Source organism: Schaalia sp. ZJ405 (assembly GCF_011038885.2).
In the GTDB taxonomy this organism is placed as follows: Bacteria; Actinomycetota; Actinomycetes; order Actinomycetales; family Actinomycetaceae; genus Pauljensenia.
The window spans coordinates 1952238-1973992 of record NZ_CP064952.1 but is presented as its reverse complement, the minus strand read 5'-3'; the positions used below and the strand labels follow the sequence as shown (position 1 = coordinate 1973992).

Here is a 21755-nt window from a genome sequence, read left to right as displayed (position 1 = left end):
TCACGTTGGTCAGTAGGTTGTCCATCGTACTCGCCCGTGCTGTGGGGCGGGCTCATTGAGTGATATGAGGGGACGAGGACGAGGCTGCGGCTGGCCCGTCAGGTGAGGTCAGCGGAAGTTCGATGTGCACAGTCAGGCCGCCTCCCTTCGTCTTACGCAGGTCTGCGCTTCCGTGATGTGCAGCGAGGATCCCTGAGACAATGGCCAGCCCAAGACCGGAACCACCGCTGATACGGGCCCGGGACGTGTCGGCGCGATAGAAACGCTCGAACACCCGAGTTCGGTCCGCGTCCTTAATTCCGGGGCCGTGATCGCGGAACTCAACGACGGCGTTGCCCTTGAATGTCCCCAGGGCAATTTCCACGGGAGTGTCCTTGGGCGTGTACCGAATGATATTGCCAATGATGTTGGTGAAGACCTGCTGAATACGGTCCCGGTCTGCGGGAACAATGAGAGTCATCAGGGGTTTGCGTCCAGAGAGTGACTCGATGGCGACGGTTCGTGAGGAATCGAGGGCCTGAATGTCGAAGGCCGCATTGTCGGCAAGTTTGACGAGGTCGATGTCCGCGATCTCCAGGGGACGCCCCTCATCGAGGCGGGCGAGGGTGAGAAGATCTTCGACAAGAGTTGCCATGCGCGATGATTCCGATTCGATGCGTCCCATGACTTCATCGACACGATCCTTGGGAATACCGCCCATTGCGTACAGCTCACAGTATCCCGAGATGGCTGCTAGCGGGGTGCGCAGTTCATGTGAGGCATCGGAGACGAAGCGGTGGATCTTTCGTTCGGAGTCTTGACGCGCCTCGAAGGACTGCTCAACCTGCGAGAGCATCGTATTCAGCGAGAGGGAAAGTGACCCGACCTCGGTTGTCACCGGAGTCTGAGGGATTCGCTGCGTCAGGTCACCCGCAGCGATTTTTCCGGCGGTTGACTCGATTTCGCGCAGAGGTAACAGAGAGCGACGCACCAGCCAATGTCCCATTGATGCGCCAAGAACAACGATGACCAGGGCTGCAACTGACACATAGAGCGCGGTTGCGCGCAGTGTGCGTTGGAGATCAGTCAGCGGCAGAGCAATCGTGAGAACTCCGACGGATGTCCCAGTTACCGATGAGTAGACGGGAACGGCAATTGTTCGCCAGTTATTCCCCGCGATCGTTGATTGGACAGTGATCGGGGTGGTTGCACCGGCAACCATATCGGAGCGTTGCCCCATCTGAAGGAGGTGAGGAATGATCGGTGTTCCCGATGCTTCGATTGTCTCGGGATAGTAGCTGGCGATGGGTTTTTCTCCGTTCATTTCAAGACGGAGATAGAACTGGGAAGGAATGGCGGTTTCGCCGTTGTCAAGGCGCACTGGGCCCTGAGAAGTCAGTTGCGAGGCGGTATTGAGGAGCTGTTCGTCGATCTGCGAGAGCAGGTGCCTCTGAAGTAGGCCGATCATCACTGTTCCGGACATGACGAGGCCCAGGGCAAGCAGTGAGGTGATGAGGGTGACGAGTTGGCTGGAGAGTGGTCGGCGCTCCCATGCGCGCGCGACGTGTCCGATGGGTCCCGGTCCCATGATTGCGTCAGTCTTCCGCTCGCAGGATGTAGCCGACACCCCGTTTCGTATGGATCAGTTCGCCGCTCGCTCCGTCGACGGCAAGTTTGCGACGTAGGTAGGAGATATAGGATTCAACGATCGCAACCTCGCCGTCCCAGTCGTATTCCCATACGTGGTCGAGGATCTGCATCTTGGAGACGACTCTGCCCTCGTTGATCACGAGGTAGCGCAGAAGCTTAAATTCTGTGGGAGATAAATCAATGTCGACGCCTGCGCGTGTGACCTCGTGGGCGTCCTCGTCAATGACGAGGTCGGCGACGCGGAGGCGACCGTCGTCTTCTTCGGAACCCATCGTCCGCCGAAGAATCGCACGAATCCGAGCGACGACCTCTTCGAGGCCGAAGGGCTTTGTCACGTAGTCGTCACCGCCAACGGTGAGGCCCTGGATCTTGTCGCGCATGTCGTCACGCGCCGTGAGGAAGAGGACGGGGACATCAACACCGGTTTCACGCAGTCGACGGGTAACGGTGAATCCGTCAATGTCGGGAAGCATCACATCGAGGACGATGAGGTCGGGTTTTTCGTCGACAGCGAGGCGGTAGGCGGTGTGCCCGTCCTCGGCTGCGACCACGTCAAATCCGGCAAAACGTAGGGATGATGCCAGAAGGTCTCGGATATTTGGCTCGTCGTCAACTACGAGGAGCTTGGCTTCGCCGTGAGTGTCACCGTTCGTCATGGAGTCATTGTCCCTTAGATATCTGGGAGTTGTCTGGACGTTGAGTGGGAAATCCGGGGCGGTGCACGGTGTGCGGTGCGGGGGGGGGGGGGAGGTTACCGGAGATGTCGATGGCGTATGGGACAATGGTCGCAGCGTTTCTCTACGGATAGGACACGACATGAACGACATCATGGCTCCCTCGGGAGTTCAGTTCACCCCGGTAGACCCCGTCCTGGCAAAAGTACGGATCATTGCGGAGGCTCTTTTCCTAGTTCCTGCGGCGATCGTCTTCGGCGTCCTCGGTTTCATGTTCTCCCCGTGGTTCTGGGTGGGGTGTGCCGTCTCAACTGTCATTTTCGTGTGGATTTCTTGGCTGATCCCGCGCCAGGTACGTGCGATGGGTTTTGCTGAGGGAGACGATGAGTTCATGATCCGACGAGGCGTGATGTTTCGTCAGCTCACACTCATTCCCTACGGTCGAATCCAGTATGTAGACGTGCAGGAAGGGCCGATTGCACGGAAGTTTAGAATTGCACAGATCAAACTGAACACGGCCTCGGCCCAGACCGATGCAACGCTCGACGGTGTCCCTGTCGAGGAGGCGATCCGCCTGCGCGATATGCTCGCCCAGCGTGGCTCGGCGGAACTGGCGGGACTATGAGCACGGATCGACACGAATCAGTGGGCACGAACCCTGGGGATGAGTCACCACGCGACTATCAGGACACCGGCGTCCCGGTAGCGGCTGAGGAGAACGGGCGCGGCAGGCGCACGCGTGAGAAGCAGCGCGCCGTTGACCAGGGAGTTCCCGCCGATCAATGGCGTAAGCTCCACCCGATTTCTCCCGCAATCAAAGCCTGGAAGGCCCTGATGGTTCTCCTGGCCTTCATCGCATACCAAAACATTGACCAAGTCATCGAGGTTCTCAATTCGGACTTTGCGAAGAGCCTCGGAGCTCTTTTCCTCGTTCTTCTGGTTGTCGGGGCGCTCGGTGGTTTCCTCCTCATCGCCGCTGTCTACTCGTGGCTCGCGTGGCGAGTGACGTCTTTCGCCGTGACGCCGGAGGCAGTGTGGTATCGCACGGGAATTCTCATGCGTTCCCAACGCCATGCCAGGCTTGATCGCATCCAGGCCGTTGACATTCACTACCCGCTGCTGGGACGGATCTTCGGTCTGGGTGAACTGAACATCGAGGTCGCGGGAGGCGCTGACTCAAATCTCAAGTTCGGGTTCCTCAAATCCGATGAGATTGATGCTCTGCGGGCAGAAATCCTCGCCCTTGCCGCGGGGATTCACTCTCAAGCAACACCGGCAACTTCGTCGAATCACGGCTCAATTGGGGCTCCTCATGAGGACCAACAGGTGAATCCGCACGCAGGAAGTTCCATGCCTGCTGGAAGTGCCGGTACTCCTGGAGTGGGGTCTGCGGCTCCCGTCGCACCCGAGCGTGTCGTCTACTCGGTTCAATCAGGCATGCTCATTGAGTCCACGCTCCGCTCTCTCAGTATCGTTCTCGGCATCATTGGAGCTCTCGCTGTGCTCATTGGGGCGATCGTGTTCTTCATCAAGATTGGACCTGAGAGCCTCGGCGCACTCGTTCCTGTGGCCATCGGCGCCGCCAGTGTCGTGACCTTCATATGGAACCGGTTCAGCACGGAGTTCAACTTCACCGCTGCGATCTCCGCAGACGGAATCCGCATTCGCCGCGGACTGCTTGACACCCGCTCGCAGACGATTCCTCCTCGCCGCATCCACGCTGTCCAAGTTGTCCAACCCTTCCTCTGGCGTTCGCGAGACTGGTATCGCGTGGTCATTACCCAGGCCGGTTATGGAGTGGGAGGTGAGGGAAGCGGGACGATGGATCAGCGAGCATCCTCGGTTCTGCTTCCGGTTGGTAGCCGTGAGGACATGGCGAATGCCCTGTGGATGGTGATCCGGGACCTCGGTGTGGACAATCCCTACGAGGTCATCACCGAGATGATCGACGGAAATCGCGAATCGGGAGTGTTCACATCGGTTCCCGCGTCGGCGAAAATCTTCGATCCCCTCGTCTTCAAGCGTCGAGGGTTCCTCCTGACTCGAACCAGCGTGATCATCAGGGATGGCTGGCTCACGCGACGTGCCACGGTCATTCCCGCTGAAAGAGCCCAGAGCCTCGGAACAATCCAGGGCCCGTGGGATCGCAGACGCGGTCTGATGAACGTGCAAATTCAGCTGGTACCGGGAACGCTGGCCACAACGTGTACTCACGTTGACGTCTCGCAGGGACGTGAGCTTCTCCAATCCCTCAGCGAGCTCTCGCGTCAACGACGCAGCGCTGAGCCACCGGAAAAATGGATGCGTCGCATTGATGCTCACCTCAACGCAACAGCCCCTCAGGAAGCTGCCCCCACTTCCGCCGCGCAGCACCCGTCTTTAGAAGCCGACGCGGCATCTGCCGCGGCGGTCATCACCCAGGAGTAGATCATGGTGGCGTCACCGGCAGGCCGACTCGGGATCGGCATCATCGGCATGGGGCACGTGGGGCCGATCATTGGGTCAGCTCTGCGCGCAGCCGGACACACGATCGTCGCGGTCTCAGCCTCGTCGGAACGCTCCCGTGAACGCGCGGACGCCATCCTCCCAGGAGTGCCAATCGAAGAGGTCCCCTCGGTTATTGAACACTCCGAAGTGGTCATTCTTGCGGTTCCCGATGACCAGATTGCCCCGCTCGTCTCCGGCCTCGCTGAGATGGGGGCATGGCGTACCGGGCACATCGTCATTCACCTTTCGGGTGCCCACGGCGTGTCGATCCTACAACCGGCGGCAGATAGGGGAGCGATCCCCCTGGCGATCCATCCGGCGATGACCTTCTCCGGGTGGTCAGCGGATGTCCAGCGCCTTGTTGGAACCCCTTTCGCGGTGACCGCTGCCGCTCCGTTCCTTCCGATCGCTCAAGCCCTTGTTGTTGAAATGGGAGGGGAACCGGTCGTCGTTCCCGAGTCCCAACGCACCCTGTACCACGCTGGCCTTGCCTTCGGCGCAAACTTCCTCGGAACCCTTGTTGTTCAGACCCTGAGAATCCTTGAGCAAGCGGGGATCGATGACCCCCGTCAATATGTTCGACCACTGCTCACCGCCGCCCTTGACCGTGCCCTGACGGAGGGGCTCAGTGGAGTCTCAGGTCCCGTTGTCCGCGCAGACGCGGGAACTATTGCACGTCATATGCGCGCCCTCGCCGCCGACCCGGCGTTGACCAGGGAACACGACACTTACGACTATATGACGCGAACCCTCACGCACATGCTCGGGGACGTGCGCCGACTCTCACCCGATGAAGCGACAACAATTCGTGCGGCCCTTCTCGACGACACCTCCGATGACAAGAGTCAATCGTGATCCCTGCGACTCTATGTGCGTCCTGTGACGTCGAGGACCACAATGGAGACATGACTCGTCAACCAGAACTCGTCCGCACGCGTGAAGATCTTCGCCAGAAGCTCCAACACCTCACCGGTTCACGCGCCCTTGTGATGACGATGGGTGCCCTCCATGCAGGACACCTGCAACTGGTGAAAGAAGCGAAGGGCAGCGCCGACCACGTTGTTGTGACAATCTTCGTTAACCCGACGCAGTTCGCACCCGGGGAAGATTTCGACGCCTACCCGCGCACGCTTGATGCCGACCTCGAAGCCCTCGCCGATGTGGGAGCTGATCTCGTGTGGGCTCCTCAACCTGAGGATGTCTACCCAACCCGTCCCGTTGTGTCCATTGATCCGGGTCCGATTGCCCGGGTTTTGGAAGGCAAGACCCGTCCAACGCATTTCGCGGGCGTGGCGTTGGTGTGCACGAAGGTCATCAACCTCGTTCGCCCCGACATCGCTTTCTACGGCCAAAAAGACGCCCAGCAGTTGGCGATGCTTCGCACCGTCCTGGGACAGTTGGATGTGCCCGTTGAGGTGAGAGCTGTTGAGACCGTGCGCGACGCCGACGGAGTTGCACTGTCCTCTCGTAATCAGTACCTCTCTGACAATGAACGAGCGCGAGCCCGCGCCCTTTCCCGCAGCTTGAGGGCAGGTGTTGAAGCGGCTGAGAGCGGCAGCGATCCCGCGGGCATTGTCAAGGATGTTTTGAGTGTTCTCAGGGAAACCGAAGGAATCGACGTTGACTACGTGGCCGTTGTTGACGACGCATCCTTCGACATTCTCGCAGGCAGTGACAGCGTTGACGTTCAGGGGGAAGGTGCGGCCTCGTCCTCGTCCCCCGAAACCCCGGAAATGATGACGGATAGCGACAACGGGCGCGCGATCCGGATTCTTGTTGCCGCCAAAGTCGCCACGACGCGACTGATTGACAACATGGGAGCAACACTCACCACCGGAGAAAACACAGCGGAGCGCGGACGATGACCGAGGTCACGCGGGAAATGATCCAAGGAAAGATCCACCGCGCAACCGTGACCGGAGCGGATCTTCACTACGTGGGATCCGTGACGGTGGACGCTGACCTGCTCGACGCGGCGAATATCGCCGAGGGGCAGAAAGTTGATATCGCGGATGTGGATAACGGCAACCGCCTGTCGACGTACACCATCGCCGGACCTCGAGGATCAGGAATGGTTCAGCTCAACGGAGCAGCGGCGCACCTCGTTGACGTCGGGGATCTCGTGATCCTCATGGCGTACGCCCACGTGCCGGAGTCACTCGTGTCCTCGTGGCGTCCCTCGGTGGTCTTCGTTGACGAAAACAATCGGATTGTCGAGGAAGGAAGGGATGCTGGTCGCGTCCCCGAGGAGAGCCTACGCGCCCAGCACCTGGGGATCCGTTCCTCCCATTGACGAGGACGAGGCCGGTGTCACCATCGGTGAGCGTGCCCCGTCCGACACTTCCGGATCGTTCCACGAGCGATGTTTGCCGCTACGATGGCCCTGTGACTCAAGCGAAGCAGAACACGAAGACAACGCCCGACACGACTGACGACGCGCCCGAGCAGATCCGTATTCGCGCTCAGAAACGTCAGCGCCTCATCGACTCGGGAGCCGAAGCGTATCCGGTGGTCCTGGCAATCACCACGTCGATTCCCGAGGTCCGTGAAAAGTACGCGCACCTGGAAATCGGTGAGGAGACAACTGACGAGGTCGGAATTGCCGGCCGCGTCATGCTCCAGCGCAACGGCGGGAAACTCTGCTTCGCCACACTCATGGACGGTGCCGGAAACCGTATCCAAATCATGCTGTCGGCCGCCGAGGTCGGCATCGACTCACTTAACGACTACAAAGCGGACGTTGACCTGGGCGATCATCTTTTTGTTCACGGTCGAGTCATTTCCTCCAAACGCGGTGAACTCTCCATCCTCGCATGCCCCGGCACAGCGCCCGCCGGCCTGGCCACACCCGGCATCGCTGAAGGCGAGGACGTCCCCGCGTGGAAGATCGCCGCGAAGACCCTGCGGCCACTGCCCAAGACCTACACCGCCGAAGACGGCACCGAGGTGTCACTGTCAGAGGACATGCGGGTTCGGCGCCGCTACCTCGATATGATTGTTCGTCCGTCCGCGCGTGACATGGTTCGTCTTCGTGCGAAAGTCGTCAAGTCGCTGCGCGAATACTTCGACAATGCGGGTTTCGTTGAGATTGAAACACCGATGTTGCAGAACCTCCACGGCGGAGCCGCCGCGCGTCCCTTCGAGACGCACATGAACGCCTACGACACGGAACTGTTCCTGCGCATTGCTCCTGAACTTTTCCTCAAGCGCGCGGTCGTTGGTGGTATCGACAAGGTGTTCGAGATCAACAGGAACTTCCGTAATGAAGGGGCCGACTCCTCCCACAGCCCCGAATTCACGATGCTTGAGGCGTACGAAGCCTACGGTTCCTACGACACGATGGCTCGCCGCACCCGCGAATTCATTCAGAAGGTCGCGCGCGACGCCCTCGGAACCGAAATCGTCACCCTGCCCGACGGTTCCTCCTACGACCTGTCGGGGTCATGGAAAGAAATCTCCCTATACGACGCAACCTCGGATGCCCTGGGACGTCACATCGACGCTCAGACACCGCGCGATGAGCTTGTGGCGATCGCACAGGAACTGGGTGAGGAAATTCCCGATCACTATGTTGCCGGCAAGGTTGCTGAGGTGATCTTTGAGAAAACTGTTGGTGATTCCCTTGATGCACCGACTTTCGTTCGTGATTTCCCCGAAGATTCCTCGCCCCTGACTCGCGGACACCGAACAAAACCGGGTGTCGTTGAGAAATGGGACCTGTACGTTCGAGGATTCGAGCTGGCAACCGCCTACTCCGAACTCGTTGACCCGGTCATTCAGCGGCAGCGTTTCGAAGCGCAGGCGCTCGCGGCTGCTGAGGGGGATCCGGAGGCAATGATCCTTGACGAGGACTTCCTCATGGCGATGGAATACGGGATGCCTCCGGCGGGCGGCATGGGAATGGGGCTTGACCGTCTCCTCATGGCCCTGACCGGCCAGGGTATTCGTGAGACGATCACATTCCCGCTGGTCAAGAAGCTCTGATATCGCCTCGCTGCGTGATCCCGGTGTTATTCCTCGCGGGGTGTTTCGCTCAGATCACGCAGCATCCGCGTATTGCCCAGAGTGTTGGGCTTGTATGAGGCTAAGTCCAGGAATTCTTTGACCCCGTCGTCGTGGCTGTGGATCATTTCGAGGAACGCATCTTCACCGACGGGAGTGCCAACGATTTCGGCGAAGCCGTGGCGCGCAAAGAAGTCGACCTCGAAGGTCAGGCAGAAGACGCGCTGAAGGTGGAGTGATCGTGCCTGCTCAATGAGATCTTCGAGGATTGCGTGGCCGATTCCCGAGTGGAGGTAGTCGGGGGCCACCGCTAGCGTGCGGATTTCGGCAATGTCGTCCCACATGACGTGAAGGGCGCCGCATCCGATGATGCGCCCGGTGGATCGGTCAACAGCGACGTGGAATTCCTGAACATCCTCAAAGTAGGCGATGAGTTCCTTATTGACGAGGATGCGCCGCATCGCGTAGGGGCTGACCAGCGCATAGATTTCGCGGACATCTGCGGGACGCGCTCGCCGAATGAGAATGTTCATCGGTTGATTGACCTGCTCCGAGCCACGCGGGTGCGGATAAGTTCGAGGAGTTCGCGCGCTGCCCCGTCGTCGAGGACGAGATCGGTTGCCACGCGCGCACGAAGAGCACCGAGCAGGGGAAGGGCTTTGGATGCGCCTGCGACAACGCACAGGCGTTTAGGTATCTTTCGCAGTGTCTCGGGTGAGGGGCCCGAGGCGCGTCGGTTGAAGTCCATATCGGTGGATCCATCTTCGCGCATCAAGACGGTGCAGACGTCGCCAACAACCCCGTCCTTTTGGACTTTGGCAATCTCTTCGGGATCAAGGAATCCCCCGGAATAGACGTGTGAGGGAAGGCGAGCAGACATTGAGCCGACCCCGAAGAGCGCGATGTCGCAGTTGTCAATTGTTCTCAGGACTGTTTGCACGGAGCGTTCGCGCCAGAGCGCTTCTTTTGTTTCGGGGTAGTCGAAGAATGCGGGAACGGGGAAGTGAACCATTCGTCCGCCGATGGCGCGGGCGGCACGGGAGATGATGGCGTCGGCGTAGGGTAGGCCTGATTCCGTTGCGGTGGCAGCGCCATTGAGCTGAACGACCGTGGATCCGGGGACCGTGACCCGGGGCATGCAGCGCGTGATTTCCGAGGTCGTATTTCCCCACGCGACTCCGAGAGTGACACCGGGTTCGAGCATGTCGACGAGGCGTTCGGCAGCGACGAGGGCGACGTTGTGGAGGCGATTGACTTCCGTGTGGACGTCATGAACGGGGACGACGGATGTCTGGACACCGAAAATTTCGGAGATCTGTCCGGCCAGTGTCGACCGATTCCCGGGGGCAGCGGCCACGGAAATGCGGACCAGCCCGGTTTCTCGGGCGTACGAGAGCAGGCGGGATACCGACGATCGGGATACTCCGAGGTGCCGGGCAATGGTTTCCATTGTTTGACCCTGGAGGTAGTACATGGAGGCGGCTTCATGCGCCTGGGTGTCTCGTACGGTCATCGTTGAGTCTCATTTACGGTATCGGGGCGGGTAGATGTTTCTCACTGTGAACAAGTGTGCATGCACAGGCGTGCAGTGGGCAAGTCTGAATCTTTCATTCGTCGATTCTGAGAGTTGTTGAAAATAGCTCCGGTCACGTATGAGCAGCGTTACATCTCCGTGAGTGCACAAAAGACCAAAGCAACGGAATCGATGTGCAGGGCCTGCAATACTTGGTGGTGTCCGTAACGATTCGCCCACGATGTGTGGTGCTGATTCGTCACCGCTCGGGGGAGCCCATCAACACGTCCCTTCGGTGTCGAAGTGGCCGTTGAATAGCTTTCTGATCAGCGATGATACGAAGAGCAAACGGATCGCTCGGTAGATGATCGACGGTGGCTTGCCACCGATAGTTTCTGGCGCAAAGTTGCGTCAGAGAAAGATAGGGAAAAATGCTCGCAACTCTTCTTCCCGCGATCGGGGGCTATACGGCAGACCCGCTCCCGATGGGCCAGATTTTCATGTCAGAGTTCCTCGGAACTGCTGTTCTCCTCCTTCTCGGTGGTGGCGTCGTCGCCACAAACATCCTCCCGAAGACCAAGGGACACGGTGGCGGATGGCTTCTCGTGAACTGGGGCTGGGGTCTTGCAGTGTTCACGGGTGTCTACGTGGCCTACTCCACGGGTGGTCACCTCAACCCCGCAGTAACGATCGCTAAAGTCGTTGGCCACATGTTCAACCCGGACGTCACGCTCAACGGTCCCGCGATGGGCGAGGGCGGTATCGCTGTCACAGCAGCGAATGTCTGCGTCTACATGGCCGCCCAGATGCTCGGTGCCTTCGTCGGCGCGGTCCTGTGCTGGCTGACCTTCAAGAAGCACTTCGATGAGGACTGTGATCCGGCGATCAAGCTCGGCGTCTTCTCAACCGGTCCGGAAATTCGCTCCTACGGATGGAACACCCTCACTGAGGCCATCGGCACCGCCGTCCTCATCCTGTGGATCTGGGTGTCCGGCTACACCGAGAGCGCGGTTGGTCCGCTCGGCGTTGCTCTGATCATCGTTGTCATCGGTAACTCCCTCGGTGGCCCCACCGGATACGCCATCAACCCGGCCCGTGACCTCGGCCCGCGTATCGCTCACGCAATCCTCCCGATCAAGGGCAAGGGAGGCTCCGACTGGGGCTACTCCTGGGTCCCGGTTGTTGGCCCGATCCTCGGTGCCATCGTTGCGACGATTATCGCGTTCGGAACGGGTATCGCCTGATAGGTGCACCCATCAGTTGATGGACTCAACATCATTGGCGGGGTTCGGATCCACCCCGATTCGGACCCCGCCAACCCATGAAATAGTTATTGAAGGGAATCAGAAGACACATGTCGGAAGAAAAATTCGTCCTCGCCATTGACCAGGGAACAACGTCGTCCCGTGCAATTATCTTCAACCACTCCGGTGAGATCGTCTCGGTTGGACAGAAAGAATTCACCCAGATTTTCCCAAATCCGGGCTGGGTAGAGCACGATCCCGTTGAGATTTGGGAATCGGTACGTACTGTCGTTGCTGAGGCTCTCCAGAAGGCGCAGATTAACCGCCATCAGCTGGCCGCCGTCGGCATTACGAACCAGCGTGAAACCACCATCGTCTGGGACAAGAACACGGGTGAGCCCGTGTACAACGCCATCGTGTGGCAGGACGTTCGCACGGGTCAGATTGCGCGCGATATTGCCGCGGGAGACCCGCTGGGAACCGAGCGTTACCGTCAGATCACCGGCGAGAACATTTCGACCTACCCGTCGGCGACGAAGGTCAAGTGGATTCTCGACAACGTTGAGGGTGCACGCGAAAAGGCTGAAGCCGGTGACCTGCTCTTTGGTACGCCCGACACCTGGGTTCTGTGGAACCTCACCGGTGGCGTCAACGGTGGCGTTCACGCCACGGACGTGACGAACGCGTCTCGTACGCTGCTCATGGATGTCCGCGAACTGACGTGGCGCGAAGATATCTGCGCGGACTTCGGCATCCCGATGTCGATGCTCCCGGAGATTAAGTCCTCCTCTGAAATCTACGGTTACGGTCGCAAGAACGGCCTGCTCATCGACACCCCGATTTCGGGCATCCTCGGTGACCAGCAGGCGGCAACCTTCGGCCAGGCGTGCTTCGAAAAGGGCACCGCGAAGAACACCTACGGCACCGGATGCTTCATGCTGATGAACACCGGCGAAGAGCCGATCTTCTCGAAGAACGGTCTGCTGACCACGGTTCTGTACAAGCTGGGTGACGAAAAGCCCGTCTACGCACTCGAAGGGTCGATCGCTGTTGCCGGCTCGCTGGTGCAGTGGCTGCGCGACAATCTCGGCATGATCGTCAAGTCCTCCGACATTGGCGAACTTGCTCGTACGGTTGAAGACAATGGCGGTGTCTACTTCGTCCCGGCATTCTCGGGTCTCTTTGCTCCGTACTGGCGCGACGATGCTCGCGGTGCAATCGTTGGCCTGACGCGTTACGTGAACAAGGGACACATTGCCCGTGCGGTTGAGGAATCGACGGCATTCCAGTCCGCCGAAGTTCTTGAAGCAATGAACGCCGATGCCGGTGTTCCGCTGAAGGAACTCAAGGTTGACGGTGGCATGACCCACGATGACCTCGTCATGCAGTTCCAGGCGGATCTGTGCGGCGTTGACGTCATCCAGCCCGTCGTGGCTGAGACCACCGCCCTGGGTGCCGCATACGCCGCGGGTATTGCGGTTGGTTTCTGGAATGGCACAGACGATGTCATTGCCAACTGGCAGGAAGGCAAGCGCTGGACCCCGTCGATGGACGAGGCCGAGCGCGACCGCACCTACCGCCTGTGGAAGAAGGCCGTCACTCGGACCTTCGACTGGGTTGATGACGACGTCAAGTGATGTCTGAGTCTCAACGCGGGTGACGTGGCGCCGGGATGATCCCGGGCTGTGTTTCCCTGGCACTGTCGGCCCCGTCCTCGTTTCCTTATTGACGAGGACGGGGCCGATTCTCGTTGTTTAATCCCCGCGCGTGTCTGTGAGAAATTCTGGTTGATCAGGCACGTTTGTCACGGAAAATAATTGAATGATTAATTGGTATTCAGGACTTTTCCTCTCACTTCATTAATGAGATAATGGGCGCGTGGGCGTCACCTTCCCCGCCCACATTTACTCGCAATTGTACGTAAGTCATAACACGAGAATTAAAGAAAGGTGGGATCACATGTATTCCACTGACGTTGAGTATGAATCCGTATCAAATACGGAGGAAACAACATACCTCATCGTTGACGGTGAAAACATCGACGCAACACTTGGCCTGTCGGTGCTCGACCGTCGCCCCAACCCGGAAGAGCGCCCCCGCTGGGATCGCGTTTTGGAATCTGCCCGGGAAAAGTGGAGCGAAAACGCTAAGGGCCTCTTCTTCCTGAACGGATCCTCCGGTTTTCTTCCGATGGGATTCGTCCAGGCTCTGACCGCAATGGACTATTCGGTCATCCCGCTGTCTGGCCCCGATGATGTCAAAGTTGTCGATGTCGGCTTGCAGCGGACAATGGACGCGATCCTGCAACTGGATTCCGGATCGGTCATTCTTGCCAGCCATGACGCGGATTTTGTTCCCCAAATTGAGGCGCTCCTCGATCGGGGACGTCACGTCGCCGTCATGTGTTTCAAGGAATTTCTCTCTTCGCAACTCCAAGACTTGGAAGATCGAGGACTTGAGATCATCGACCTGGAGTATGACGTTCACGCATTCCAGGTGAAGCTCCCGAGGCTCCACATTATCGACCTCGACGACTTCGATCCCTTCGATTACCTGTGATCACACGGGTGGGCCCGCTGGAACGCCACTGTTCCAGCGGGCCCACCGCGTTGTTGTGGTCCTGTGCGTGACAGAACTCAGTTCTTGTTCTTCAGTGCTGCCAATCGAGCTTCAACCTCGATCTGCGAGGAGTCGGTTTCCAGCTCGGCAAACTGGGCGTCGAGTGAAGCCGCGGCAACCTCGGCCTTGCCTTGAGCAAGGGCTTCCTGCTGACGAACCTTGTCCTCGAATCGCGAAAGCTCGCTCGTGGGATCCATGATGTTGATTGACGAGACGGCCTCGGTGACCTTTGCCTGAGCTTGGGCGGTCTTCTGACGGGCAACAAGCTGGTCGCGCTTGGTCTTGAGCTGATCAAGCTTGTCTTTCATCTGCGTGAGTCCGGTCTTGAGCTTCTCAACCGTTTCAGTCTGTGAAGCGATCATCGGCTCGGCTGCTTTGGCCTCGCCCTCGCTCTGAATTTGCTTGCCAATGGCAACTTTCGCGAGGTTATCCCACTTGTCTGCGCCGGCTGTGTCTCCAGCGCTGCGCAGCTCATCGGCCTTTTGGGAGGCAGCGAGGGCCTTGCGTCCCCAATCCTCGGCGGCTGCGACGTCCTCAGCGTGGTCCTTCTCGGCGAGGCGAAGATTCCCGATGGTCTGGGCGACGGCGCTCTCAGCGTCGGCGATGGAGTTCGTGTAGTCACGAATGAGCTGATCAAGCATCTTCTCGGGGTCTTCTGCTCGATCAATGAGGGCGTTGATATTCGCCTTCGCGAGCTGCGCGATACGACCGAGGATCGATTGCTTTTCTGCCATGATGTTCCTTTGCATTGTTGGTGCGAATGCGTCTGTTCAAGACGGTGAGCCGACGAAGCCAGCATAGGCGTGAGCTGCCTCACTGGTTGCGAGTGTAGTCGGCGAAAGGCGGTCACGCATGCCTTGGACGCGCGAACACCGGTGTGTGTCTGCCGAGATGGGCTAGAACTTCGAGGACGTGCCACCCCCAAAGCTTCCGCCTCCAAAACTTCCGCCGCCAAAACCGCCGCCGAAACCACCGAAGCCTCGGCTGCTGCCCGAACCGAAAAGACCGTCGGAATGTCCGTGATGTCCACCGACATGATCGTGGGGGTGAGAACCCGACCCTCGTGATCCTCCACCAAGGAAAACGGACCACAGGAGAGCATCTGCCAGGGTTGAGCCGGTGAGAGAACCGTTCGAGCGACCACCCGCGCTGTCAAAGGAAGGATCGGAATGATGCAGCGGCGTTGTCAGTACCTTGTCGGACAGAGTGAGTGCCAGCTGCGCCGCCTGGCGAGCGTTCTCCGTGTCAACACTGAGCATTGAGCGAGCACTCTCAAGTGAAGCCTCGGCCCGCGCGAGCATCGATCGGACCTCAAGGGGAACCGCCCCTCGTCGACCCTGGACATGAGCCTGTGCGTGTGCGAGCCGTTGACTGGCATCCGCGATGTACTCTTTCGTCTCTTCCATCAGCTTGTTGCGATTCTCCTCATCGGAACGCATCGGTTCGAGGGCCGCATCAAGAGCTCCCTCTGCAAGCCGAAGCTGCTCAAGGGCAGCCAGAGGATCGGCAGTTCCCGCTCTGGCACGTCGACCCTGCTCAACCGCAGCGCGCGCATCCTCAACAAGGGGAGCGAATGCCTGCGGGTCACCGCCCAAACGCGTGACATCCGACATGTCCGACGTGATCGAGGCGATAGCGCGCCCCAAACGTTCCTGCGCCTTCTCCAGATCATCCTTCGCTTCAAGCACCGCATCCATCTGATGGCCCGCCATTGCAAGTGCGCGCCTGGCGGTATCGAGTAAAGACAGCGCATGAGCACCGTCGTTTGCTGCGACTTCACCGGCTTTCTCACATGCAACGGCAGCGGAATCGAGGAGCGCTCGGGCATGATCTGGGTTGTCGCGCAGAGATTCGATCGCCGTTGCGGGATACAGAGTGTCTAAGGTTGCCAACTCATCGTGAGTGCGTGTGAGGGTGCGCTCGGCCTCGTCAATGAGGACACGAAGCTCCGTCACCTGCTGGGGGATGGACGCCTGGGAATCTCTCATGCGAGTGAACTCCTGCTGCTTGCTGTGCAGCATCGCAAGCGCCTGGTCAAGGTCGGTGATGATCTGGTTGGCAAGTTCGCCCTGAGCGGCCAGATCCGTTGCCGAGTTCATCTGCTGAAGCCGGGCAAAGTTGTCCTGCACGGTCTGGCGAACATTGGCGAGGACGGACGCGTAGTCCCGGATGCGTGTCTCACCGAACTGGGCGCGCGCGAAGTCGACCTCGTCCGCGGCGGAACGGACAGTTTCGTCGGCCTCAAGGAGACGCTGATGAGCCAGGGTCACCGCTTCCTCAACCTGCTGGGAACGCGATTGGTGAGCCCGAGATTTCGCTGTGTTCTTCTTGCGGATGACACCGAAGTACATGTACGCACCGAAAACAACGATTCCGGCGATAAAGAGGAGAGGAAGGAAGCGAGTGACAGAATCTTGCGTGTGGACCGGGGAGGGGCCCGATGATCCGCCAGAGCGCGCCGCTGAAACGGCGGTATTGATGAAGGTGATCGCGGCGGTCTCGCCATCGGAAGGTTGAACCGAGGACGTTGCGGCAAGTGGCTTTTCAGCCGCGGCGAGCGCCTGCGTGAGCTGCGCATTGGACACTACGCTTTCGCCTGAGTTCCCACAGAATCCGTGGGCACGTTCCTCATAGGCCAACACGTAGATGATTGACGAGGACGCCAGGCCCGAATCTGTTCCGGATTCTTGACACCACGCAGCCGCCGTCATCCCATTGAAGTCGGGAACAACGACCGCGTACATTGACAGACCATTCTCCGCAGCGACGGTTGCTTTGGCATCGATCGTGGAGACCTGAGCTGAGCTGAGCCAGCCATCGGGATCGGTGACGCGATCTGAGATGACCTGAGGGGAGGTTGCCTGAGCGGCCAACGGTGCCCCAACAAGGCAGAACACGGCGATGATCATGGCCGATGTCAGAGCTAGTGCGGCTCGAGTGACCGTGGTGTGGATGCGGAGCACAATTCCCCCTCCGGGTTATGCCTCTCGTAGTTGAGAGGACCTGATACGAGCCTAGAGACAATGTCGCTCCGGTGCACGAACACTCAACGAGAGGGTGCAATGTGGATACGAGGATCGTTTTCCACGAGCGAACGAATGGAGCGGGGCAAAGGTGGGCGCGGGGCCTTATGATGGAACGAGTATTCACTGAAAATATCCACTCACAACGACTTTTCAGGAGGACGCAGTGCCCACTGGCAAAGTGAAGTTCTTCGACGCTGAGCGCGGCTTCGGATTCATCGGAGGCGATGATGGCGTTGAGGTCTTTCTTCACGCCTCCGCGCTTCCCGCTGACGTCACCGCCCTCAAGCAGGGGACACGCGTCGAGTACGGCGTGGCGGATGGACGTAAAGGCCCTCAGGCGCTGTCTGTTCGCGTTCTTGCGCAAGCACCCTCCGTGGCCAAATCTCGGCGTCGTAAACCCGAATCGATGATTGGTGTTGTTGAGGACCTCATCAAGGTTCTTGATCGTTCATCCGACTCCCTGCGTCACGGAAAATACCCTGACAACGCGAAGAAAATCGCGCAGATGCTGCGTGCTGTCGCAGAGGATTTCGATGCCTAAATCACCACCGACCACCGAACGCGCGGCACACGCTGAATCTGCGAAGGATGCTGGGCGTGCGCCGCGGGCTCGCGTCGTACGTAAAGACGCTGTCCTTGAAGCTGCCATTGACGTGGCTCAGGCAGCCGCGGAGACAATTGCCCACCCACACCCCGTTGGGCAGCATGTCGGATTCATCATGGAGTCCGAACGTCTGGGCACACACTGGTTCGCCGTTGACAACCCCGGGTATCGCGGCTGGGTCTGGGCGGTAACCATCGCGCGGGTTCCGCGCTCGAAGAACGTCACCGTCTGCGAAGTCGACATGATCCCGAAGGATGGGGCATTACTTGCCCCCGAATGGGTTCCGTGGGAAGAACGCCTGCGCCCGGGCGACTATGGTCGCGAAGATACGATTCCCTATCAGGCTGACGACCCCCGGCTGGAATCAGGACTTGAAGATACCTCGGACGATGTGGATCTGCCCCTCATCAGGGAACTCGGATTGGGACGGCCCCGCGTCCTCTCCGAGGAAGGACGTGAGCAGGCCATTGCCCGCTGGTACTCCTCTGAACAGGGCCCCAAATCCGGTCGCCGTCCCCGTAATACCTGTTCGACGTGCGGGTTCCTTGTGAAAATGTCGGGTCAGATGCGCACCGTTTTCGGTGTGTGCGCCAATGAGTGGGCTCATGACGATGGTCGCGTCGTCAGCCTCGATCACACGTGTGGTGCACATTCAGAAACGGATGTACCAAAGAACTCAACGCAGTGGCCCGTACGTCCCTCGCATCTCAACGACGCAGCGATCGACACGGAGCCGATGCCCCGCGCCTAAAGTCCTACGTTTTGATGGATCTGCGGGTGGTTTGAGAGCTGAACTGATGACGGCCTGATCAAGGTTGTCCTATCTCACTACGGTGATATTGGACGCTTTCATATCTTTAGAGGCAGTATTAAGCAGGTGAGCACAAAGCAAAAGGCCGCCCCATCCCAAAATGTGGCCGCACAGTCAATCGATCATTTCTTCCACATCTCCGAGCGCGGTTCGACCATCGGTCGAGAAATCCGCGGCGGTATCGTCACCTTCTTCGCGATGGCCTACATCCTCGTCGTCAACCCGTCGATCCTCGGAGCGGCGCTTCCTGACGATGGAAGCATCACGACGGGCGGTATCGCTGCCGGAACGGCGCTTGTTGCCGGCATCATGACAATCCTCATGGGTGTCATTGCCAACTACCCGCTTGCGCTGGCTGCGGGCCTCGGGCTCAACGCCATCGTTGCCTTCACTCTGGTCCTCGGCCAAGGCTTGACCTACGGCGAGGCTATGGGCCTGGTTGCCTGGGAAGGCATTCTCATTCTGCTTCTTGTTCTCACGGGCTTCCGTGAGGCGGTGTTCCGTGCGGTCCCGCAGTACCTCAAGACCGCGATTACCGTGGGCCTTGGCCTGTTCATCGCGCTGGTTGGGTTGGTCAACGCCGGCATCATCCGCACCGGAGCAACTCCCGTTGAGTTCGGAATCTCCGGTTCAATCACCGGATGGCCGATGTTCGTCTTCATCTTCGGCCTGTTCCTCATGTTCATCCTGTACGTCCGCAATGTCAAAGGCGCTGTCTTCATCTCGATCCTCGCCTCGACAGTCCTCGCGGTGATTGTCGAGGCCGTGGCGAAGATCGGCGCGTTTTCGGCTGAACAAGGCGCTGAGAACCTCACTGGATGGAAGCAGGGTGTGCCCGCGCTGCAGGGATCGCCGGTTCAGATTCCCGTGTTCGACACCCTCGGCAAGGTTGACTTCTTCGGAGCTTTCGGCAAACTCAACCTCGTTGCCGTTATTCTTCTGATCTTCTCGCTGATGCTCGCCGACTTCTTCGACACGATGGGCACGATGGTCGCCGTGGGCGCGGAAGGAAACCTCCTTGACAAGGACGGCAATCCTCCGCGTACACGCCAGATCCTCGTTGTTGACTCCCTCGCGGCGTTCGCTGGTGGTGTCGGCGGTGTTTCGTCGAACACCTCCTACATTGAATCCGCATCCGGTGTGGGCGAGGGTGCACGCACGGGCCTTGCTTCCGTTGTCACCGGTCTTCTCTTCCTTCTGTCAACGTTCTTTGCTCCACTCGTCCAGGTTGTCCCAACTGAGGCTGCGTCAACCGCCCTCGTCTTCGTTGGCTTCCTCATGATGACTCAGGTCACTGACATTGACTGGACGAAGCCCGAAATTGGACTGCCGGCGTTCATGACGCTCGCGTTCATGCCGTTCGGCTACTCGATTACCGTCGGCATTGGCGTTGGCTTCCTAACCTACGTTGTCCTGATGGTTGCGTGTGGAAAGGTGAAGAAGGTGCACCCGCTCATGTGGTTCGTTGCGCTCCTCTTCATCATTTACTTCCTCCTCGGACCGATCGAGGCGCTCTTCGCCTGATTCGTCACGAAGAACCTGACGAAGACCCCGCGGGAGACAATCTCGCGGGGTCTTCGTATCCTTGGTAAAAGAGGCCGCGTTCAGACACAGATGCGCAGATGCGCCGAAAGTCCCAACGAGGGCAAGGTGCCTGACAGTACGCAAGGGGGATCGTTCGTCCTCGTCAATGACGCACAGATGAAGCAGCGAGAAAGGATCACAGGATGTCGAAAACATTTCACTCGCTGCGCTACGTCAACTTCCGACTGTGGTTCGGCGCAAATATCATCGCGTCCACCGGTTCCTGGATGCAGAGAGTTGCTCAGGATTGGCTGGTTCTCACTGTTCTCACGTCCAACTCGGGGGTGCAGGTCGGCGTCGTCACCGCCCTGCAGTTCCTTCCCATGATTTTCCTTTCGCCGTGGGCCGGAGTACTTGCCGACCGAATGAATCGGCGCCACCTCCTCCAATTCACGCAGTTGGTCACGGGGTTGCTCGGATTGATCCTCGGTGTCCTCGTCCTGACGAATTCGGCGCAGCTATGGCACGTCTACGTTCTCGCATTCATCGGTGGCGTTGTCTCCGCGTTGGACTCTCCGGCTCGGCAGGCCTTTGTTTCCGAACTCGTCACAGTGACCGACCTCCCCAATGCCGTCGGCCTGAACTCAACGGCATTCAACACCGCGCGTATGATCGGGCCGGCGGTCTCCGGTCTTCTCATTCAATGGGTCGGCATCGGCTGGGTGTTGATCATCAACGCCGTGCTCTTCCTTGCTCCCGTCGTGGCCCTTGCTCTCATTCGCGAGGACGAGCTGGTTCCCCGCAGGAGAGTGCCGCGTCAAAAAGGCCAGATCCGTGAGGGAATACGCTACGTGCGTCACCGCCCCGACATCATCGTCATTCTTGTCACCGTTGCCGTGGTGTCCGCGTTGGGTATGAATTTTCAACTGACGTCGGCACTTATGGCGACCGAAGTCTTTGGGAAACAAGCCGGAGAGTACGGCATTCTCTCCTCGTTCATGGCGACCGGGGCGCTCGTTGGATCGCTCCTGGCCGCGCGACGTCGGCTCCCGCGTATGCGGATGATCATCATTGCCGCCGGACTGTATGGAATCGCGGAGATTTTTCTCGGCTTGTCGCCAACGTACTGGTCGTTCGCACTGCTGTGTCTGCCCACGGGCCTTGCGATGCTCACGATGATTACCGCCGCGAACGCAACGATCCAGATGACAACCGATGAGTCCATGCGAGGACGCGTCATGGCTCTCTACTCGATGATTTTCCTCGGTGTCACACCGATCGGCTCACCGCTTGTTGGGTGGATCGGTGAGACCTGGGGTGCGCGCTGGTCAATCCTCGTCGGAGGTATCGCTTCGGTGCTCGTGGCGATCGTCTGCGCGCTCTGGGCGAAGAAATACTGGGATCTTCACCTGCGTCTGTCGCGGTCGCGCCGTTCCGTCACCATTGAGGGGCCGGTTGAGAGGGCCCGAATCGTTGAGGAAAACACCGAGGGGCAGCGTCGTGCCCAGGTCAGCAACTAGCCCGGTGAGTAACTAGCTCAGGTCAGCAACTAGCCCGATCAACAGCTCACGGCCGGAGCCCGCAAACGCGACTCGTCCTCGTCAATGAGTTCCTGGTGAAAA

At 59.2% G+C, this 21755-nt stretch carries 19 protein-coding genes; 13 read left to right on the top strand and 6 right to left on the bottom strand.

Annotated features, from left to right (window positions below):
- Positions 1-52: 52 nt before the first annotated feature.
- Entirely contained in the window at positions 53-1567 is a 1515-nt protein-coding gene (locus G7Y41_RS08360; RefSeq protein ID WP_165315580.1) for a sensor histidine kinase, read from the bottom strand.
- A 7-nt stretch (positions 1568-1574) separates the two neighbouring features.
- The gene (locus tag G7Y41_RS08355) at positions 1575-2285 is read right to left on the bottom strand and encodes a response regulator transcription factor (RefSeq protein ID WP_165216542.1); all 711 of its coding nucleotides are present in this window, start codon (positions 2283-2285) and stop codon (positions 1575-1577) included.
- A gap of 160 nt (positions 2286-2445) precedes the next feature.
- Here G7Y41_RS08355 and G7Y41_RS08350 point away from each other — a divergent pair, with 160 nt between their 5' ends.
- From G7Y41_RS08350 to G7Y41_RS08325, 6 genes are all read left to right on the top strand, one after another.
- Positions 2446-2928 carry a PH domain-containing protein gene (locus G7Y41_RS08350; RefSeq protein ID WP_165216540.1) on the top strand — a complete coding sequence of 161 codons (483 nt, stop codon included), beginning with the start codon at positions 2446-2448 and terminating at the stop codon, positions 2926-2928.
- Positions 2925-4730: a PH domain-containing protein gene (locus G7Y41_RS08345; protein WP_165315579.1), complete on the top strand. Its 1806-nt coding sequence runs from the start codon at positions 2925-2927 to the stop codon at positions 4728-4730. Before G7Y41_RS08350 ends, G7Y41_RS08345 begins: the two co-directional genes overlap by 4 nt.
- Before the next feature lie 3 nt (positions 4731-4733).
- On the top strand, positions 4734-5645 hold the full coding sequence (locus tag G7Y41_RS08340; RefSeq protein WP_165216535.1) for a Rossmann-like and DUF2520 domain-containing protein: 912 nt from the start codon (positions 4734-4736) through the stop codon (positions 5643-5645).
- Positions 5646-5695: 50 nt separating this feature from the next.
- A complete protein-coding gene (gene panC / locus G7Y41_RS08335; RefSeq protein ID WP_165315578.1) occupies positions 5696-6655 on the top strand; it encodes a pantoate--beta-alanine ligase in 960 nt (319 codons plus the stop codon).
- Positions 6652-7083, top strand: coding sequence for an aspartate 1-decarboxylase (panD, locus tag G7Y41_RS08330; protein WP_165216530.1), 432 nt, complete (start codon positions 6652-6654; stop codon positions 7081-7083). The genes panC and panD overlap by 4 nt, the downstream gene beginning before the upstream one ends.
- A gap of 92 nt (positions 7084-7175) precedes the next feature.
- Entirely contained in the window at positions 7176-8774 is a 1599-nt protein-coding gene (locus G7Y41_RS08325; RefSeq protein ID WP_165216527.1) for a lysine--tRNA ligase, read from the top strand.
- A 26-nt stretch (positions 8775-8800) separates the two neighbouring features.
- Here the strand turns inward: G7Y41_RS08325 and G7Y41_RS08320 are convergent, their stop codons facing one another.
- Both G7Y41_RS08320 and G7Y41_RS08315 read right to left on the bottom strand, forming a co-directional pair.
- The gene (locus G7Y41_RS08320; protein ID WP_165216525.1) at positions 8801-9325 is read right to left on the bottom strand and encodes an amino-acid N-acetyltransferase; all 525 of its coding nucleotides are present in this window, start codon (positions 9323-9325) and stop codon (positions 8801-8803) included.
- On the bottom strand, positions 9322-10266 hold the full coding sequence (locus G7Y41_RS08315) for a sugar-binding transcriptional regulator (RefSeq protein WP_165217742.1): 945 nt from the start codon (positions 10264-10266) through the stop codon (positions 9322-9324). The genes G7Y41_RS08320 and G7Y41_RS08315 overlap by 4 nt, the downstream gene beginning before the upstream one ends.
- 470 nt (positions 10267-10736) lie before the next feature.
- On the opposite strand from G7Y41_RS08315, the gene G7Y41_RS08310 reads away from it, so the two are divergent.
- The 3 genes from G7Y41_RS08310 (at position 10737) to G7Y41_RS08300 (ending at position 14108) form a co-directional block, all read left to right on the top strand.
- Positions 10737-11549 carry an MIP/aquaporin family protein gene (locus G7Y41_RS08310; RefSeq protein WP_165216523.1) on the top strand — a complete coding sequence of 271 codons (813 nt, stop codon included), beginning with the start codon at positions 10737-10739 and terminating at the stop codon, positions 11547-11549.
- A 110-nt stretch (positions 11550-11659) separates the two neighbouring features.
- Positions 11660-13186, top strand: a complete 1527-nt coding sequence (gene glpK, locus G7Y41_RS08305) for a glycerol kinase GlpK (RefSeq protein WP_165216521.1) — start codon at positions 11660-11662, stop codon at positions 13184-13186.
- 322 nt (positions 13187-13508) lie between these two features.
- The gene (locus tag G7Y41_RS08300; RefSeq protein ID WP_165216519.1) at positions 13509-14108 is read left to right on the top strand and encodes an NYN domain-containing protein; all 600 of its coding nucleotides are present in this window, start codon (positions 13509-13511) and stop codon (positions 14106-14108) included.
- 77 nt (positions 14109-14185) lie between these two features.
- Here the strand turns inward: G7Y41_RS08300 and G7Y41_RS08295 are convergent, their stop codons facing one another.
- Together G7Y41_RS08295 and G7Y41_RS08290 are read right to left on the bottom strand one after the other, a co-directional pair.
- Entirely contained in the window at positions 14186-14902 is a 717-nt protein-coding gene (locus tag G7Y41_RS08295) for a PspA/IM30 family protein (protein WP_165216517.1), read from the bottom strand.
- 162 nt (positions 14903-15064) lie between these two features.
- Positions 15065-17131 carry a TPM domain-containing protein gene (locus G7Y41_RS08290; RefSeq protein ID WP_165315577.1) on the bottom strand — a complete coding sequence of 689 codons (2067 nt, stop codon included), beginning with the start codon at positions 17129-17131 and terminating at the stop codon, positions 15065-15067.
- A 226-nt stretch (positions 17132-17357) separates the two neighbouring features.
- On the opposite strand from G7Y41_RS08290, the gene G7Y41_RS08285 reads away from it, so the two are divergent.
- From G7Y41_RS08285 to G7Y41_RS08270, 4 genes are all read left to right on the top strand, one after another.
- Complete coding sequence (locus G7Y41_RS08285) at positions 17358-17735, top strand: cold-shock protein (RefSeq protein ID WP_165216513.1); 378 nt, start codon at positions 17358-17360, stop codon at positions 17733-17735.
- Entirely contained in the window at positions 17728-18549 is an 822-nt protein-coding gene (locus G7Y41_RS08280) for a DUF3027 domain-containing protein (protein ID WP_165315576.1), read from the top strand. Before G7Y41_RS08285 ends, G7Y41_RS08280 begins: the two co-directional genes overlap by 8 nt.
- Positions 18550-18675: 126 nt before the next feature.
- Entirely contained in the window at positions 18676-20133 is a 1458-nt protein-coding gene (locus G7Y41_RS08275; protein ID WP_165315575.1) for an NCS2 family permease, read from the top strand.
- Between the two features lie 203 nt (positions 20134-20336).
- Positions 20337-21653, top strand: coding sequence for an MFS transporter (locus G7Y41_RS08270; protein WP_165216507.1), 1317 nt, complete (start codon positions 20337-20339; stop codon positions 21651-21653).
- Positions 21654-21755 lie beyond the last annotated feature (102 nt).

Coding starts and splice junctions, on each gene's coding strand:
- G7Y41_RS08270 (WP_165216507.1), top strand. CDS start 20,337: ATGTCGAAAACATTTCACTCGCTGCGCTACGTCAACTTCCGACTGTGG.
- G7Y41_RS08300 (WP_165216519.1), top strand. CDS start 13,509: ATGTATTCCACTGACGTTGAGTATGAATCCGTATCAAATACGGAGGAA.
- G7Y41_RS08355 (WP_165216542.1), bottom strand. CDS start 2,285: ATGACGAACGGTGACACTCACGGCGAAGCCAAGCTCCTCGTAGTTGAC.
- G7Y41_RS08315 (WP_165217742.1), bottom strand. CDS start 10,266: ATGTACTACCTCCAGGGTCAAACAATGGAAACCATTGCCCGGCACCTC.
- G7Y41_RS08345 (WP_165315579.1), top strand. CDS start 2,925: ATGAGCACGGATCGACACGAATCAGTGGGCACGAACCCTGGGGATGAG.
- G7Y41_RS08310 (WP_165216523.1), top strand. CDS start 10,737: ATGCTCGCAACTCTTCTTCCCGCGATCGGGGGCTATACGGCAGACCCG.
- G7Y41_RS08350 (WP_165216540.1), top strand. CDS start 2,446: ATGAACGACATCATGGCTCCCTCGGGAGTTCAGTTCACCCCGGTAGAC.
- G7Y41_RS08360 (WP_165315580.1), bottom strand. CDS start 1,567: ATGGGACCGGGACCCATCGGACACGTCGCGCGCGCATGGGAGCGCCGA.
- panC (WP_165315578.1), top strand. CDS start 5,696: ATGACTCGTCAACCAGAACTCGTCCGCACGCGTGAAGATCTTCGCCAG.
- G7Y41_RS08280 (WP_165315576.1), top strand. CDS start 17,728: ATGCCTAAATCACCACCGACCACCGAACGCGCGGCACACGCTGAATCT.
- G7Y41_RS08320 (WP_165216525.1), bottom strand. CDS start 9,325: ATGAACATTCTCATTCGGCGAGCGCGTCCCGCAGATGTCCGCGAAATC.
- G7Y41_RS08340 (WP_165216535.1), top strand. CDS start 4,734: ATGGTGGCGTCACCGGCAGGCCGACTCGGGATCGGCATCATCGGCATG.
- panD (WP_165216530.1), top strand. CDS start 6,652: ATGACCGAGGTCACGCGGGAAATGATCCAAGGAAAGATCCACCGCGCA.
- G7Y41_RS08295 (WP_165216517.1), bottom strand. CDS start 14,902: ATGGCAGAAAAGCAATCGATCCTCGGTCGTATCGCGCAGCTCGCGAAG.
- glpK (WP_165216521.1), top strand. CDS start 11,660: ATGTCGGAAGAAAAATTCGTCCTCGCCATTGACCAGGGAACAACGTCG.